This window comes from Methylobacterium sp. J-043 (genome assembly GCF_022829505.1).
GTDB classification, from domain to species: domain Bacteria; phylum Pseudomonadota; class Alphaproteobacteria; order Rhizobiales; family Beijerinckiaceae; genus Methylobacterium; species Methylobacterium extorquens_A.
In genome coordinates this window covers 93,391-109,371 of sequence record NZ_JAKSYB010000045.1, presented here as the reverse complement: position 1 = coordinate 109,371, position 15,981 = coordinate 93,391, and the positions used below count along the sequence as shown (strand labels likewise).

Here is a 15,981-nt window from a genome sequence, read left to right as displayed (position 1 = left end):
AAACCTTGCCCGCGACGATCCGACATCCTAGCCCGTGGGGCATGAACGCGCGTGTATCAGTGCCGGATCGCACCGTCGGACCGGAGATAGGGCCTCCGCTCCTCTACCGCGATGCCCTGATGCTCGTCATCGACAAGCCGGCGGGTTTGCCGGTGCATCCGGGGCCGAAGGGCGGCCCGACGCTGACCGACCATCTCGACGCCCTGCGGTTCGGCCTGCCGCGCCGTCCGGAGGCCGCGCACCGGCTCGACCGCGACACGTCGGGCTGCCTCGTGCTCGGCCGCCATGCCAAGGCGCTTGCGCGTTTGAACCGCCTCTTCGCTGACGGCAAGGTCGATAAGACCTATTGGGCCCTGGTCGAAGGCGGCCCCGAGGCCGTGGAAGGGCGCATCGACCTTCCGCTGGCCAAGCGTTCGGACGATCCGCGTAGTTGGTGGATGAAGACCGACCCGGCCGGCGCCCCCTCGCTGACGCTCTACCGCGTGCTCGGGCGGGCGAATGGTCTGTCGTGGCTGGAGCTGAAGCCGGTGACCGGGCGGACGCACCAATTGCGCGTGCATTGCGCGGCGATGGGCTGGCCGATCCGGGGCGATGCGATCTACGGCGGCGCCGGACGGGACGGGCCGGGCCTGCAACTCCATGCGCGGGGTTTGAGCCTTCCGCTCTATCCGAAGCGCGAGGCGATCGCGGTGGAAGCGCCGGCCCCCGCGCATATGCGGGCGGGGTTGGAGGAATGTGGAATGATCGCCCCCGCCCCGTAGATCTTCGCTCAAGCCGCGAGCAGGGCCTGCCCGTCATGCCCTGTGATGGTGACGTCGCGAATCTCTCCGGCCGGCACCGGCTCCGAGAAACGCACCAGCGAAAACGCCTCCGTCCGGCCGGTATCGCCGCGCTCTGTCAGAACGCGGCGGCGGGCACCGACTTCGCTAGCGAGGTGGCGGGCAAGGGCCGCCGCGCCGGCTTCGCGCAGCCGCGCGGCGCGTACGCGGATCACGTCGCCCGGCACCGCCGGCATCCGCGCGGCGGGCGTGCCGGGGCGCGGTGAGTAGGGGAAGACGTGCAGATGCGTCAGCCCGCATGCCGCCACGAGATCGAGGGAGCGGGAGAATTGCGCCTCGGTCTCGGTCGGAAACCCGGCGATCAGATCGGCGCCGAACACGAGGCCGGGCCGTAGGTCGCGCAGCGTCTCGCACAGGCGGATGGCGTCGGCGCGCGAGTGGCGCCGCTTCATCCGCTTGAGGATCAGGTCGTCGCCCGCCTGGAGCGAGAGATGGACATGCGGCATCAGCCGCGGCTCCTCGGCGAAAGCAGCGATCAAGACGGCATCGGCCTCGACCGAATCGATCGAGGAAAGGCGCAGACGCGGCAGATCCGGCACCTCGGCGAGAATCCTGCGAACGAGGCGGCCGAGGCTCAAGTCGGCATCGAGGTCGCGACCGTAGGCGGTGAGATCGACGCCGGTCAGCACCACCTCGCGCCCGCCATGCTCGACGATGCGGCGCACCTGCGCCACCGCCTCCGCGACCGGCACGGAACGTGAGTTGCCGCGCCCGAACGGGATGACGCAGAAGGTGCAGCGGTGGTCGCAGCCGTTCTGCACCGGCACGAAGGCACGGGTGTGCCCGGTCATCGCGTCGATGCGCGTCGGCTCGGCCGTACGGACCGCCATGATGTCTTCAGGCGCCGGCGCGGTACCGCCTTGCCAGCTCTCCGGCCTGAGCTTGGCTGCGTTGCCGACGAGGCGCGCCACCTCCGGCATTGCGGCGTAGCTCGCGCGCTCGACCTCGGCGCCACAGCCGGTCACGACGATCTCGGCGCCGGGCCGCTCGCGGGAGAGCCGGCGGATCGCCTTGCGTGCCTGCCGCCCGGCCTCGGCCGTGACCGCGCAGGTGTTGACGACGACGAGGTCGCGCCCCTCGGCACCGGGCTCGGCATGGCCGCGCAGCACCTCGGACTCGACGGTGTTGAGACGGCAGCCGAAGGTGAGCGTCTCGACGCTCACCCCTCGATCCCGGCGAACAGGTCGGGCGAGAACGTGCCCTCGCCTTCGAGATAGACCGGGCCGGTCATCAGCACGTGGTCGTCGGCGCGCCACTCGATCGAGAGCTCCCCGCCGGGTAACGCCACGCGGGCGGCGCGGCCGATCATGCGCAGGCGCGAGGCGGCCACCACCGTGGCGCAGGCGGCCGTTCCGCAGGCCAGCGTCAGCCCCGCGCCGCGCTCCCACACCCGCAGCTTGATCGTGTCGCGGCCCGTCACCTCGGCAATGGAGATGTTGGCCCGCTCGGGGAAGATCGGGTGGGCTTCGAGCAACGGGCCGATGCGGCCGAGATCGTAGCTGTCGGGATCGCGCTCGACGAAGAAGATCGCGTGCGGGTTGCCCATGCTTACGGCCGCGGGCGAATGCAGGATCGGATCGTCGATCGGCCCGACCTGAAGCTCGATGCGGCGCGTGTCGAGAAACGGTTCGGCGAGCGGGATCTCGTCCCAGCGCAGGCGCGGCTGGCCCATATCGACGGTGAAGGAGCGGTCGGTGATGCGCTTGACCGCGACCAATCCGGCCTTGGTCTCCAGCGTCAGGGCGCCGTTCTCGGCGGGGCGCGCCATGGCCGGATCGTCGAGCAGCGCGTAGCCGACGCAGCGGGTGCCGTTGCCGCAGGCGCCGGATTCCGACCCGTCGGTGTTGTAGATGCGCATGAAGGCATCGGTGCCGGGCGTGACCGGATCGTGCACGACCATGAGCTGGTCGAAGCGCGAATGCACGTCGGCGGCGATGGCGCGAGCCTCGGCCGGGGTCACCCGGACCGCGGTGCCGCGCAGGTCGAGTACGACGATGGCGTTGCCGGCACCGTGCATCTTCAGGAAGCGGCGATTTGCAAGAGGGCTCACGAGAGGGCTCCAAGAGGGCTCATTGGACCTCTGACGACCTTGTCTTGAGGAATGTGAGTTTGGGGAATGCGGGGATGGCGCGGCGTATATGGCAAAAGCCGGCAGGCCGCGAGTCGTGAACGACGAGCCGCAACGTCGCGCCGCAACGGTCTCGCGCGCGGCGTGTTTCGGCCCTACCCTGTCCGAACCGGCCAATCGGAGCGTCCCCACCTTGACCCGTCTCGCCACCCTCGCCGCGGGCCTCCTCGCTCTCGTCCCTTCGCTGACGACCGTGGCGCTCGCCCAGAACGCGCCGCCCCCCACCAACGCGCCCTCCCCTGCCGAGACGAACCCCCTGCCGACCACGACCGTGCCGGACACGGCGAAATCCGGCCCCGACCCGGCAGCGCCCGCGCCGCAGCAGGTGCCTATCCCGCGCCCCGCCCAGGCCGGCGCGGCCCGGGCAGTTACGCCTCCGGCTTCGGCGCTGCCGACCCTCGTGACGGTTCCGGGCGAGCCGAACGACGTCGATGAGGTGACGCTGCCGGCCAAGCCCGTGGCGATCCTGGCGGGCGAGACCAAGTGGGAGGAGGCGCGGGCCAACCTGCGCAAAGCCTACAAGACCATCAGCGAGGCGCTGACGAGGCTGAATCTCAAGCCGGCGGGCCGGCCGATCGCCCTGTTCACCAAGACCGAGGACGACGGCTTTCAGTACGAAGCGATGGTCCCGATCGAGGCCGCACCCGCGCAGGGCGTGGAGGGCGGCGACGTCAAGTTCGGCTCGAGCCCGAGCGGCAAGGCCCTGCGGTTCAAGCATAGCGGCAGTTACGAGGAGATCGACGGCACCTACGAGACGCTGATCGCCTATCTCGACGCCAAGGAAATCGCGGTCCAGGACCGCTTCTTGGAAGAATACGTCACCGACCTCGGCGAGGGTGCGGACGACAAGCTCGACATCAATATCTACGCTCTGCCGAAGGAGCCGGCGAAGTAGGGTTGTCGCGGGCCGGGAACCGCCGAATCCTTTCGGGGATTCGGCTTCCATGAGGCTTTTCCCGGATACAGCCCCTTCGACGCCCGCCCGCCCTCGCCGCCGCGAGGTGCCGGCCGCTGCGTCCGAAGCCCTGAAGGACAAGGCGCTGGAGGTTCATCGCCGGCTCTGCCGCGTCTACGAATGCCCGATCCCGTATTTCCACAGCCTCGACCCGCTGTCGGAGCTGATCTCCTCGCTGCTGTCGCATCGGACCCGCAACGCCGATTCCGGACGCGCCTTCAAGGCGCTGCGGGCGCGCTGGCCCAATTGGACGGAGATCGAGGTGGCCTCGGTCGAAGACATCGAGGCCACGATCCGCGGCGTCACTTGGCCGGAGCTGAAGGCGCCGCGCATCAAGACGGTGCTTGCCGCGGTCCGAGAGCGGGTGGGCGGCCTCACCCTCGACTTCTTGGGGGATATGAGCGTCGATGCGGCGCGCGGTTGGCTCGAAGCGATTCCCGGCATCGGGCCGAAGACGAGCGCCGCCGTGCTGTCGTTCTCGACGCTGCGGATGCCGGCCCTGCCGGTGGACAGCCACCATCACCGCGTCGCCCAGCGCACGGGGCTGATCGGTGCGAAGGTCGATGTCGGGCCGAGCCACGCGGTGCTGCGGGCGCAGCTTCCGGAGGATTGGTCGGCGCAGAAGCTCTACGACAATCACGAGGTGCTGATGCTGCACGGACAGCACGTCTGCTTCCACCGCTCGCCGGCCTGCGGACGCTGTGTGCTGCTCGACATCTGTCCGACGGGACAGGAGCGGAAGTCTGTGGGCTGAGATCGCATCCGATTGCGAGTGTCAGCCTTCACTCTCACGTCCAGTACAGGATGCGCGCCATCGGCAGATGAACCGCGATCCGACCGGTGAGGTGGGCCCGCATCGCCTTCATGAGATCGGTCGGAAACACGTACTTCACCGAGCCGAACTTGGTGAGCTTGCGGGTGCGCTCAGCCTCGCGCATCGGCAGATCGGAGCCCGGATACCATCCTTCGAGAACCGTCTTCGAATTCGGCGTGAAGCGGTGGGTGATGAGTTCTACTGTCAGATCGGGGGCGGCCACACCGGACAAGGATGCGGCCGCATCGCGCAGCAGGGCGTCGTAGGCGTCCGGCCATCCCTCGACGGGCATGATCGGTGCGATGGTGAGGCCGACAGGATAGCCGGCTCGGGCCACGGCACCCATGGCGGCGAGGCGCTCGCCGAGCGGAGCGGTCCCGCCTTCGTAATGTGCCGCCGCGGCTGCGTTGACCGAGAAGCGGATGCGGGTGCGGCCGTGATGCGGCAGGTTGAGGAGTGGGTTGACCGCGGCGAACTTCGTCGTGAAACGCAGTTGCACCGGTGCGTTCCAGGCTCCGAAATGGCGGATCGCCGCCGAGAGCGAGCCGGTGAGATGCTCGATCCCGAGCGGATCGGTGTAGCAGGAGGCCTCGAACGTGGTGCCCTCCGCCGCCCGCGCCTCCGAGGCACTGGTGACGCCGCCCTGGCCCAAGTAACTCTCGAGATTGCCCAGGATCGCGTTGAGGTTGGCGTAGACGCGCGTCACCGGCGGCCCCGAGAGGGAGCCGGCGAGATAGCAGTACTGGCAATGCGCCGGGCAGCCCTCGGCGAGATCGAAGCGCCAGTCGGCGCTCGGCGGAATCGGCTGGAGCTTCAGCTTCGTCGGCGGCGCGGTGACGATGGCGAGGGTCGCCTTCGCCTGCGCATAGGCCCGACGCGGATTTTCGTCGTCGCGCAGGCCGGTGAGACGATTGCTCTTCAGGCGCTCGACCGGAAGACCCAAGTCCTCCACCCGCGCCACGATCTGGCGTCCATGGGCATGCTCAAGGGCCGCTGGCGTCACCAGCACGCGGCGGGGATGCCAGAGGCGGAGGGGCCGTCGGTGCTCCACCGGTCGGCTGCGCGGTTCCTCGGTCAGGAGCAAGGTCATGCCGCACCAACCCCTGGCCTGTGCCGAAGGTCCGAGGATGCGTCCTTTCGGAACTCCGGGCGGCCTTGGGCGCTGTTTTGGCGCGAGGATCCTTATGGGGCTGTCGATGTCGGAGCTGGAAACGAAACGCGCCGCGATGGCCGACCTTCTCGCGAGGATCGAAGGCCTCGATCCGCGCAACGTTGCGGATCTCGACCGGCGGGTGGAGACCGTGGTGAACGGCTTCGATCAAGGAGCGCCGGAGCCGTCCGATCCAGCCAGGGCCGACCTGCATCGTCTAATCAGGACGTACCGCGATCTTCGCGATCTGCCCACCGACCGCAACAACGTGCGGCTTGCCGAGAAGGGCGAGGTGTTCGCCCCGGAGAATGACGCCTGACGCGCGATCCCGCGCTGCCAAGCATGGGAACAGTGGTTGGCTGACAGGCCACACCGACTTTACGAAAACCGGCTTGGCAACGGGGTCGGCCCGCGCCAAGCGTCGCCAATGACCAAGACCCTTCTCGCTTACTCCGGAGCTGCACTGGCCGAAATCGCCGGCTGCTTCGCGTTCTGGGCGTGGCTGCGGCTCGATCGGTCGGTCTGGTGGGTCGCGCCGGGGCTCGTCTCGCTGGCGCTGTTCGCTTGGCTGCTCACCCTGGTCGAGAGCGAGGCGGCCGGGCGGACTTATGCCGCCTATGGCGGCATTTACATCGCCGCCTCGATCCTTTGGCTTTGGGGCATCGAGGGACATCGTCCCGACCGCTGGGATCTCATCGGCGGGGCGATCTGCCTCGTCGGCATGGCGGTGATTCTGTTCGGTCCCCGGAGCGGCTGAGCCGCTCCGGGATCGAGGCGATCAACCCTCGCGAATCAGGATCAGGGTCGAGAGCGGCGGCAATGTCAGGCTCAGCGAGTGCGGCTGGCCGTGGCTCTGCTCGGCTTGGCTCTGCACGCCACCCATATTGCCGACATTCGAGCCGCCATAGCGCTCGGCGTCCGAGTTGATCGCCTCGCGGTAGTACCCGGCCGTCGGCACGCCGACGCGGTAGCCTTCACGCGGCACCGGCGTGAAGTTCGACACCACGATGGCGATCTCGCCCTCCGCCTTGCCCTTTCGCGCCCAGGCGATGACCGAATTATCGGAATCGTCCGCGACCAACCACTGGAAGCCGCTGGCCTCGACGTCGCGAGAATGGAGCGCCGGGGTCGAGGTGTAGACGTGGTTGAGGTCGCGGATGAGATCCTTGACGCCACCATGCAGAGGATCGTCGAGCAGGTGCCAGTCGAGCGACTGGTTGTGGTTCCACTCGCGCTCCTGGCCGAATTCCCCGCCCATGAAAAGCAGCTTCTTGCCGGGGTGCCCCCACATGAAGCCGAAATAGGCGCGTAGATTGGCGAACTTCTGCCAGCGATCCCCCGGCATCTTGCCGAGCAGAGAGCCTTTGCCGTGCACCACTTCGTCGTGTGAGAGCGGCAGCACGAAGTTTTCCGAGAAGGCGTAGAGCAGGCCGAAGGTCAGGTTGTGGTGGTGGTAGCGCCGGTGGATCGGATCCTCCGACATGTATTTCAGGGTGTCGTGCATCCACCCCATGTTCCACTTGAAGCCGAAGCCGAGACCGCCCGTGTAGGTCGGGTGAGACACGCCCGGCCACGAGGTCGATTCCTCGGCCACCGTGATGGTGCCCGGCGCGTGGCTGTAGGTGGCTTCGTTGGTCTTGCGCAGGAAGTTGATGGCGTCGAGATTCTCGTTGCCGCCGTACTGGTTCGGAATCCACTCGCCCGCGCGGCGCGAGTAGTCGAGGTAGAGCATCGAGGCGACCGCATCCACGCGCAGGCCGTCGAGGTGGTAGTGCTCGAGCCAGAAGCGGGCATTGGCCGTGAGGAAGGCCGAAACCTCGACCCGGCCGAAATTGTAGATGTAGGTGCCCCAATCCTGGTGAAAGCCCTGGCGTGGGTCGGCATGCTCGTAGAGATGCGTGCCGTCGAACAGGCCAAGACCGTGGGCGTCGAGGGGGAAGTGCCCCGGCACCCAATCGAGCATCACGCCGATGCCGGCCGCATGCGCCGCGTTGACGAAGGCGACGAAGTCGTCGGGCGTGCCGAAGCGGCTGGTCGGGGCGAACAGCGAAACCGGCTGGTAGCCCCACGAGCCGTCGAACGGGTACTCGGTGATCGGCAGGAGCTCGATATGGGTGAAGCCGAGTTCCTTCACGTACGGGATCAGCCGGTCGGACAGCTCCTTGTAGGTCAGGTAGCGGTTGCCCTCATCCGGTACCCGCGCCCACGAGCCGAGATGGACCTCGTAGACCGACATGGCGGCGTGGCGTGGGTCCTTCTCGCCGCGCGTGTCCATCCAGGCCGCATCGTGCCATTGCGGCTCGTTGAGGCCCTGAAGCACCGAGGCCGTCTGCGGCGGGTGCTGGGCACGGAAGGCGACCGGATCGGCCTTCAGCGGCAGCACCGAGCCATCGGGACCGCGGATCTCGAACTTATAGTTCTGCCCGGCCTGCAGACCCGGCACGAACAGCTCCCAGATGCCGCCGTTGAGCCACAGCCGCATCGGGTGGCGCCGGCCATCCCAATCGTTGAAGTCGCCGACGACGCTGACGCGGCGGGCATTCGGTGCCCAGACCGCGAAGCGGAACCCGGCGATGCCGTCGAGTTCGCCCGCATGCGCACCGAGCACGCGGTAGACGAGGTTGCTGCCGATCAGGCGCAGTCCCTCGATCTCGCTCTGATCGAGGGAGGGGCCGAAGCCGTAGGGATCGTGACGGCGGGTGCTGGTGCCATCCCAGGCCTCGACCTCGATCTCGTAGAGGGGCCGGCCCTCGCTCTTCACACTCGCGACGTAGAATCCGTCGGGATGAATGCGCTCGAACGGGATGCTCTGTCCGCCTGTGACGAGGCGAGCTGCCTTCGCCTCAGGCAGAACCGCACGGACCTCCCAGGAACCGGGCGCGACCTGATGCGGCCCGAGAACGCCGAACGCGTCGCCGTGATCGGCCGCCATCACGGCCGCAATGGCATCGGGATGGAGGTGGCCATCGCGCGCTTGCGAGGCGGAGCGGCCCACACGGGGAGCCCCCTCGCCGCCCAGCGCATCCGCCGATCGAGGCGCGCGCTGCGCCTCGGTCGAGCCTGACCTGTTCGGGACGTTGGCGGCCGCCTGCCCCTCGTTGCGAGCCGCGGCCTTCTCGTCCAGAGCCGTCATCCAGTCACCTCTTCCAGGGATTCGCTCTCGGGCCGGCTCGAGGATCGGGCTCGGCGCGAGCGTGCGCAGGTCACACCGAAGCGCGGTCGCGCTTGGCTTCGTCCAGTATGTTGAGAACACCCCGTGCCGGGATTTCGATCCAGTCGGGGCGGTTGTTCACTTCGTAATCGACCTCGTAGAGCGCCTTGGTCAGCAGGCTCAGGCGCAGCAGACGGGATTGCGTCTCCGCATCCTCTACCGCCGCCCGGCTGCCGGCCACGGCTTGCCCGTAGCCGTCGAGAAACGCTGCATCGATCATGCCGCGCCACGCGATCGCCGCGTTGCGTGCCCGCTCCTCACTGTCGCCGAACCGGGCCGTGATCTCACGCACCACCGTCTCGGCGCCGTAGGCGAAGGAGCGCAGCATGCCAGCCACGTCGCGCAGCGGCGTCGACTTGGCCCGGCGCTGCTCCACCGGACGCGAGGGCTCGCCCTCGAAATCGACGATGATGAGATCGCCCTCGGAGGCCAGCACCTGACCGAGATGGTAATCGCCGTGGATGCGGGTCTTGGTGGCGCCCCGCAGCGGGCCGGCGGCCAACTCGGTGATGAGGGCCTCGACCTCGCCGCGGCGGGACGCAAGCGCCTCGCTCGCCGAGCCTGGCGACCACGCGGTGATCGCGCCGAGCCCCTTGAAGGCGCGCGCGGCCTGATGGCGGGCGTCGTCCGCCAGCACGGCGAGATCGTCCTCACCGAACGGCTCGACCGCGAAGGCCGGATCGTCGGTGTCAATGGCGAAGGCCCGGTGAAGTTCGGCCGTGCGCTGGCCGAGCAGCTCCGCCCAGCGCAGATGCGCGTTGAAGGCATCCTCCGGCGACGGCGCCTCGCTTTCAGGTGCGAGAACGACGGTCTCGAAGTCGCGGCGCAGACCTTCCAGCATCAGCGTCCAGGCGTCACCCTGGTTGAGGACGAACTTCTGGAGCAGCGCCAGGGCGGTGCGGGTGCCGTCCTCGGCCACGTGTTCCACCACGCCGAGCAGCGCCGGCGTGTTGGCGAAATGGGCCCGCTCGGTGAGGAAGCGGCCGATCTCGATCTCGGGATGCGTGCCGGGCTGGAGGCGGCGCAGCAGCTTGAGCATCATCCGCGCGCCGATGGCGATCGAGGTGTTGCTCTGCTCGGCCGAGAGACGGCGCACGTCGGCGGCCTCGAACGGCACCTCCGGATCGTAGGCCGAGGTCGTCGAGAACACGAGGCTCCCGCGCTCGGACGGGATCGTCACGCCATCACGCATCGCCTCGATCAGGGCCACGGCGAAGGGTGCCGCGGCGGCGGCCTCGTAGAGCAGGCCGGTGCGGGGCCCGCGGCGGACGCGGGCAACGGCGTGGTCCAGAAGCGCCTCGTCCTCACGGCCCTCCTCGACGGCGAGCGGCACGAAGTAGTCCTGGCGCTCCCCATTGGCGAGGGTCACCGCCACCCGCGGCAGCAGGAACTTGCCCTCGCCGGAGCCGTCCTTGACGATGGCGCTGTCATCGACCTGCACCGACTTGATGCGCGTGCCCTTGGCGCCGAACCAGCGGCGCGAGCCGATGAAGGGCGGGGCCACGGTGCGCTCGAAGGCGGTGCGCTCGCGGCCCTTGATCAGGGTTTCGATGCCGCCGGTGAGCACGAGCGTGAACAGTTCCGGGCTCTGCGGCTGCGGCCCGATCTCGCCGGTATTCGCGACCGAGAGCGAGAACCAGTAGAAGCCGTAGGCCGGCAGGGTCAGCAGGTAGGGCAACTCGCCGATCGCCGGGAAGGCCGTGCCGCCGGTCAGCTCGATCGGGATCGCGCCGCGCAGATCCGACAGGTCGAGCTGCACCGCCTGCGGTGCCCGCGAGAGGTTGGCGACGCAGAGGATGCGCTCGTTCTCGTGCTCGCGAATCCAGGCCAGCACCTTGCGGTTGGCCGGATACAGGAACTGGATCGCGCCGCGCCCGAGCGCCACCGAGTTGTTGCGGATCGCGATCATGCGCCGCGTCCAGTTCAGGAGCGAGGTCTGCGCCTGAATCTGCGCCTCGACGTTGATCGCGTCGTAGCCGTAGATCGGATCCTGGATCGAGGGCAGGAACAGCTTCTGCGGCGTGGCCCGCGAGAAGCCGCCGTTGCGGTCGGGCGACCATTGCATCGGCGTGCGCACGCCGTCGCGGTCACCGAGATAGATGTTGTCGCCCATGCCGATCTCGTCGCCGTAGTAGAGCACCGGCGTGCCGGGCATCGACAGGACGAGGGACTTCATCAGCTCGATCTTGCGGCGGTCATTCTCCAGCAGCGGCGCAAGGCGGCGGCGGATGCCGAGATTGATGCGAGCGCGCCGTTCGGCGGCGTAGAACGACCAAAGGTAGTCGCGCTCCTCTGCGGTCACCATTTCGAGCGTCAGCTCGTCATGGTTGCGAAGGAAGATGGCCCACTGGCAGCCCTCGGGGATCTCGGGGGTCTGGCGCATGATGTCGGTGATCGGGTGCCGGTCCTCCCGGGCGATCGCCATGTACATCCGCGGCATCAGCGGGAAGTGGAATGCCATGTGGCATTCGTCGCCCTCACCGAAATACTGCGCCGTCTCCTCCGGCCACTGGTTGGCCTCGGCCAGCAGCATCCGGTCGGGATACTCGGCGTCGAGGGCCGCACGGATCGCCTTGATGACGACGTGGGTCTCGGATAGGTTTTCGCAATTCGTGCCGTCGCGCTCGATCAGGTAGGGGATCGCGTCGAGCCGCAGCCCGTCGACGCCCATGTCGAGCCAGTAGCGCATGACCTCGATCACGGCCTCCAGCACGGCCGGGTTGTCGAAGTTCAGGTCGGGCTGGTGGCTGTAGAAGCGGTGCCAGAAATACTGCTTGGCGACCGGATCCCAGGTCCAGTTCGACACTTCCGTGTCGAGGAAGATGATACGCGTATCGGAATACTTCTCGTCGGTATCCGACCACACGTAGAAGTCGCGCTCAGGGCTCCCGGCCGGCGCCTCGCGGGCGCGCTGGAACCATGGGTGCTGATCGCTGGTATGGTTGATGACCAGCTCCGTGATGACGCGCAGCCCCCGCTCGTGCGCGGCGTCCACGAACCGGCGGAAATCCTCCATCGTCCCGTAGGATGGATTGACGTCCCGGTAGTCGGCGATGTCGTAGCCGTCGTCGCGCAGCGGCGAGGGATAGAACGGCATCAGCCAGATCGCCGTGACCCCGAGGTCACGGACATAATCGAGCTTCTGCGTGAGCCCCTCGAAATCGCCGATCCCGTCGTTCGACGAGTCGAAGAACGACTTGACGTGGATCTGGTAGATGATGGCGTCACGGTACCACTGCGGATCGCTGCGATCGATCATCCCGTCGCTGCCTCACGTCACTTTCGAGAGCGGAACCGGGCCTTGTGGCACCGGGCTGCGAGCCTCCTCGGCCCGCTTCTTGGCGAGAACACGACGGTGACGCCGTATTCCGCCCGATCTAGAGCGCCCCGCACCGAAAGTGGAGGCCAGTTCGGCACAGGGCCGGTCGTCAGGTGCGCCGGGGCCGAATCCGCCAGACGATCGCCGAGCGATCGGCGGGATCGAGTGCGATGCGGTGGTTCTTGCCGTAGAGCTCGAACGTGTAGCCCAGCAGCAGATCCTCGACCTCGACCGCCCCATCGTCGGGCAGGCCGAGCAGGTGCAGCGGCACCTCGTAGGTGCATTCCTGGCGGTTCTTCGGGTCGAGATTGACCATCACGAACACGCAGTTGTCGCGTTCCGGCGTCACCTTCGCGTAGGCGATGATGTTGTCGTTCCAGGCACCCGTGAAGTGGATGTTCCGGAAGTCCCATAGCGCCGGGTTATCCCTGCGCGCTTGGTTGAGCTTGATGATGTGGTCGCGGATGTTGCCGGGGCGATGGTAGTCCCACGCCTTCAGCTCGTATTTTTCGGAATCGAGATACTCTTCCTTGCCCGGATAGGGCGCAGCCTCACACAGCTCGAAGCCGTTATAGATGCCGTAGATGGAGGAGAGCGTCGCGGCGAGCGTCGCGCGCACGATAAAGCCCGGCCGCCCGCTTGTTTGAAGGTAGTAGGGATTGATGTCCGGCGTATTCGCAAAAAAGTTCGGGCGGTAATATTCGCCCATCTCGCCGGCCAGTTCGAGCGCGTAATCGGTCAGCTCCTGCTTCGTGTTGCGCCACGTGAAGTAGGTGTAGCTCTGCTGGTATCCGGCCTTAGCCAGCTTCTTCATCATCTTCGGCCGGGTGAAGGCCTCGGCGAGGAAGATCGCGTCGGGGTACTGGGCATTCACCTCACCCAGCATCCACTCCCAGAACGGGATCGGCTTGGTGTGCGGGTTGTCGACTCGGAAGATGCGGGCCCCGTGCGCGCACCAGCCGAGGACGATGTCGCGCAGCTCGATCCAGAGCGAGGGCAGCGCCCCGCCATAGAAGTGGACGTTGGAGATGTCCTCGTACTTCTTCGGCGGATTCTCGGCGAATTTCAGCGTGCCGTCGGGCCGCCACTCGAACCACTCGGGATGCTGCTTGATCCAGGGATGGTCGGGCGAGCACTGGATCGCGAAGTCGATTGCGACCTCCATGCCGTGGGCATGGCTTGCGGCGACGAGCTGGCGGAAATCTTCCAGCGTGCCGAGTTCCGGATGCACAGCCTCGTGGCCGCCCTCCTCCGAGCCCACCGCATAGACCGAGCCGACGTCACCCTCCTTCGCCTTGAGGGTATTGTTCTTGCCCTTGCGGTTGGTCTTTCCGATCGGGTGGATCGGCGTAAAATAGAGCACGTCGAAGCCGAGTTCGCGGATCTCGGGCAGGCGCCGGATCACGTCCGCGAAGGTGCCGTGGCGATTCGGATCGCCCGATTGCGAGCGCGGAAAGATCTCATACCAAGCCGAGAATCGAGCCGCGAGCCGGTCGGCGATGACGGGGATGTTCACGGGATAGCGCGAGAGGTTCACCCGCTCGGCGTTGCGCCGGACCAGCGACATCGTCTCCGGCGCCAGGATCTTTTCCAAGAGCACCGGCGAGCCTTCCGGCTCGGCGGCGAGCGAGCGGATCAGCCCGTCGAGCCGCTGCTTGTCGGCGCCGGTCGCCAGATCCTCGGCGATCTGGATCAGCTCGACGCCCTCGATCGTCTCCAGCCGCACGTCCACGCCCGCGTCGCGCTTCTTCAGGGTATCACGCACCCAGGACGAGAAGCCGTCACGCCACGCCTCGACCGTGAACTCGTAGCGGGCATTGCGTTCGAGCGGGAAGTTACCGGCCCAGCGGTCGTTGTCGACGAACACCATCGGGTCGCGACGCCACGTCTCCTCGCCGACGACGCGGGAGAGGATCGCTGCGTTGATGATCTCGTGACCGTCGGAAAAGATGTCCGCCTCGACGCGGACCTGCTCGCCGACGACGCGCTTCACCGCCGAGCGCCCACCGTCGATCTCCGGCGTCACCGCCTCGATGACGACGCGGCCCGTGCCCTGCGGCACGGTCGAAGGCGGCGGTGCGGCGACCTTGGCGCGTTCGGCCACGAGGATGCGCAGTTCGCCCGGCTGAAGGTCGATGCTCGCGCCCGGATGGAAAGCGATCGGCTCGGCGTCGGGCGTGCGGTCGTCGAACGGGCCAAGCTGGCCGCCGGTGCGCTCGATGAGGCGGCCGGCATCGACCGGCGCCGGAGCGTCACCCGGATTAAACAGCAGCAGCGTCGCCGAATGCGCCGAAGCCGCGTGGCCGGTATCGGTTCGGAACAAGGCGGTGAACGGCGCATCGGGCGCCGAGAGCCGCATCTGCGCACCCTCGACATTGGCAGCCGGAATGGAAGCCTTCAGCGCGTTGATCGCCGTCACGTATGCGGAGATGTCGATTCCCGTATCGTGCTCACGCGAACCGGGCGTGGTCTCGACCACATGCAGCGCGCGGCGATAGCCCCACTCGTAGCCGATCGGCATCAGCACGCCGGCCGAGAAGAAGGCGGAGAGGGCGTAGCGTGTCTTCAGCCGTTGAGCGACCGCCTCCGCCCCGCCGGGGATGTCGGCGGCGAGCCGGCTCATGTCGTGGTTCTCGGGGAAGGCGATGGAGGGCGCGACCACCCTCAGCCGCTCATACTGCTCCAGGGCCCAGGGCGCCTTGAGGTTCCACCACGCGAAGGAGTTGAAGAGGTAGTCGAAGCCGGCACCCGCGGTCGCCTGGGCCTCCTCGAAGGTGCAGCCCAATGTCTCGGCGGCCAACAGCGTGTCGGCCTCGCGCTGCTTGGCGGCCTGGATCAGCGCCCGCCACACATCCGGCGGCACCTTGTAGGCCGCGTCGCAGCGGAAGCCGCGCACGCCGAGCCGTTGCAGCCGAGCAATGTAGCCGTCGAAGATACGGATCAGTTCACCCCGAGCGTGCTCGGAATGGTAGTCGAGCTCGATCAGGTCACCCCAGACCGTGCGCTTTGACGGATCGTCGGGATCGATCGCTGCCGGGCTCACCGGCTTGCCCTCGGCGTCGCGCACGAACAGGTCGGGCCTGTCGTGAAACAGGCGCGCGTTGTCGGCGGTGTGATTGATGACGAGGTCGCTCATCACCGACACGCCGTGCGACTCGGCTGCTCGGCAGAACCGCGTGATCTGCTCGTCGTCCGCCGTGCCGTCGCGATCGCGAAACCGCTCGTCGAGCGCGTCGAGATCGGCCACCGCATAGAGGCTGCGCGAGCCGCCGGTCTGGTGGAACGGGTTGAGATAGACCCAATTGAAGCCGAGCTCGGCGATGCGCGGCAGTTCCGCCGTCCAGGCCGAGACCGTCCCAACGAGGAGCGGGAACAGATTGTAGATGCGCGGGCCCTCCGCGCGGGGCGCGAAGGCGGCCGGAAGGGCCACCGTCTCCGCGCCGGTCCGGGTCGCGGGCGTCATCGCGGTGTTCGGTGCGTTCATGGATCGCCTCCGTCTCGTCGCTTTTCGCCAAGCGCGTTCTGATGAATCGAGGCCGTGGTCAGGCATTGACGAAACGCCGAC

General features: G+C 67.6%; 11 protein-coding genes. 5 read left to right on the top strand and 6 right to left on the bottom strand.

Translation table 11 applies throughout. The annotated features are described in order from the left end of the window. Nucleotides 1-41: 41 nt before the first annotated feature. A complete protein-coding gene (locus tag MKK50_RS11930; protein WP_499022478.1) occupies nt 42-761 on the top strand; it encodes an RluA family pseudouridine synthase in 720 nt (239 codons plus the stop codon). Nucleotides 762-769: 8 nt separating this feature from the next. On the opposite strand, the gene mtaB is transcribed toward MKK50_RS11930, so the two are convergent. Together mtaB and dapF are read right to left on the bottom strand one after the other, a co-directional pair. Then, on the bottom strand, nt 770-2,002 hold the full coding sequence (mtaB, locus tag MKK50_RS11925; RefSeq protein ID WP_499022477.1) for a tRNA (N(6)-L-threonylcarbamoyladenosine(37)-C(2))-methylthiotransferase MtaB: 1,233 nt from the start codon (nt 2,000-2,002) through the stop codon (nt 770-772). Beyond that, nucleotides 1,999-2,889 (bottom strand): diaminopimelate epimerase, encoded by an 891-nt coding sequence (gene dapF / locus MKK50_RS11920; protein WP_499022476.1) that lies wholly within the window; start codon nt 2,887-2,889, stop codon nt 1,999-2,001. Before dapF ends, mtaB begins: the two co-directional genes overlap by 4 nt. Nucleotides 2,890-3,100: 211 nt before the next feature. On the opposite strand from dapF, the gene MKK50_RS11915 reads away from it, so the two are divergent. Together MKK50_RS11915 and MKK50_RS11910 are read left to right on the top strand one after the other, a co-directional pair. Beyond that, nucleotides 3,101-3,862 carry a GyrI-like domain-containing protein gene (locus MKK50_RS11915; RefSeq protein WP_499022474.1) on the top strand — a complete coding sequence of 254 codons (762 nt, stop codon included), beginning with the start codon at nt 3,101-3,103 and terminating at the stop codon, nt 3,860-3,862. Nucleotides 3,863-3,911: 49 nt separating this feature from the next. Beyond that, entirely contained in the window at nt 3,912-4,676 is a 765-nt protein-coding gene (locus tag MKK50_RS11910; protein ID WP_499022472.1) for an endonuclease III domain-containing protein, read from the top strand. Between the two features lie 34 nt (nt 4,677-4,710). On the opposite strand, the gene MKK50_RS11905 is transcribed toward MKK50_RS11910, so the two are convergent. Continuing rightward, the gene (locus MKK50_RS11905; protein WP_499022471.1) at nt 4,711-5,826 is read right to left on the bottom strand and encodes an SPL family radical SAM protein; all 1,116 of its coding nucleotides are present in this window, start codon (nt 5,824-5,826) and stop codon (nt 4,711-4,713) included. On the opposite strand from MKK50_RS11905, the gene MKK50_RS11900 reads away from it, so the two are divergent. Beyond that, nucleotides 5,825-6,205, top strand: a complete 381-nt coding sequence (locus MKK50_RS11900) for a hypothetical protein (protein WP_499022469.1) — start codon at nt 5,825-5,827, stop codon at nt 6,203-6,205. The genes MKK50_RS11905 and MKK50_RS11900 overlap by 2 nt on opposite strands. Before the next feature lie 108 nt (nt 6,206-6,313). Then, on the top strand, nt 6,314-6,643 hold the full coding sequence (locus tag MKK50_RS11895) for a YnfA family protein (RefSeq protein WP_253371875.1): 330 nt from the start codon (nt 6,314-6,316) through the stop codon (nt 6,641-6,643). A gap of 21 nt (nt 6,644-6,664) precedes the next feature. Here the strand turns inward: MKK50_RS11895 and glgB are convergent, their stop codons facing one another. From glgB to MKK50_RS11880, 3 genes are all read right to left on the bottom strand, one after another. Continuing rightward, a complete protein-coding gene (gene glgB / locus MKK50_RS11890) occupies nt 6,665-9,019 on the bottom strand; it encodes a 1,4-alpha-glucan branching protein GlgB (RefSeq protein WP_499022467.1) in 2,355 nt (784 codons plus the stop codon). A 70-nt stretch (nt 9,020-9,089) separates the two neighbouring features. After that, a complete protein-coding gene (gene treS / locus MKK50_RS11885) occupies nt 9,090-12,356 on the bottom strand; it encodes a maltose alpha-D-glucosyltransferase (protein WP_499022465.1) in 3,267 nt (1,088 codons plus the stop codon). 169 nt (nt 12,357-12,525) lie between these two features. Further along, entirely contained in the window at nt 12,526-15,900 is a 3,375-nt protein-coding gene (locus MKK50_RS11880; protein WP_499022464.1) for a maltotransferase domain-containing protein, read from the bottom strand. Between the last annotated feature and the right edge of the window lie 81 nt (nt 15,901-15,981).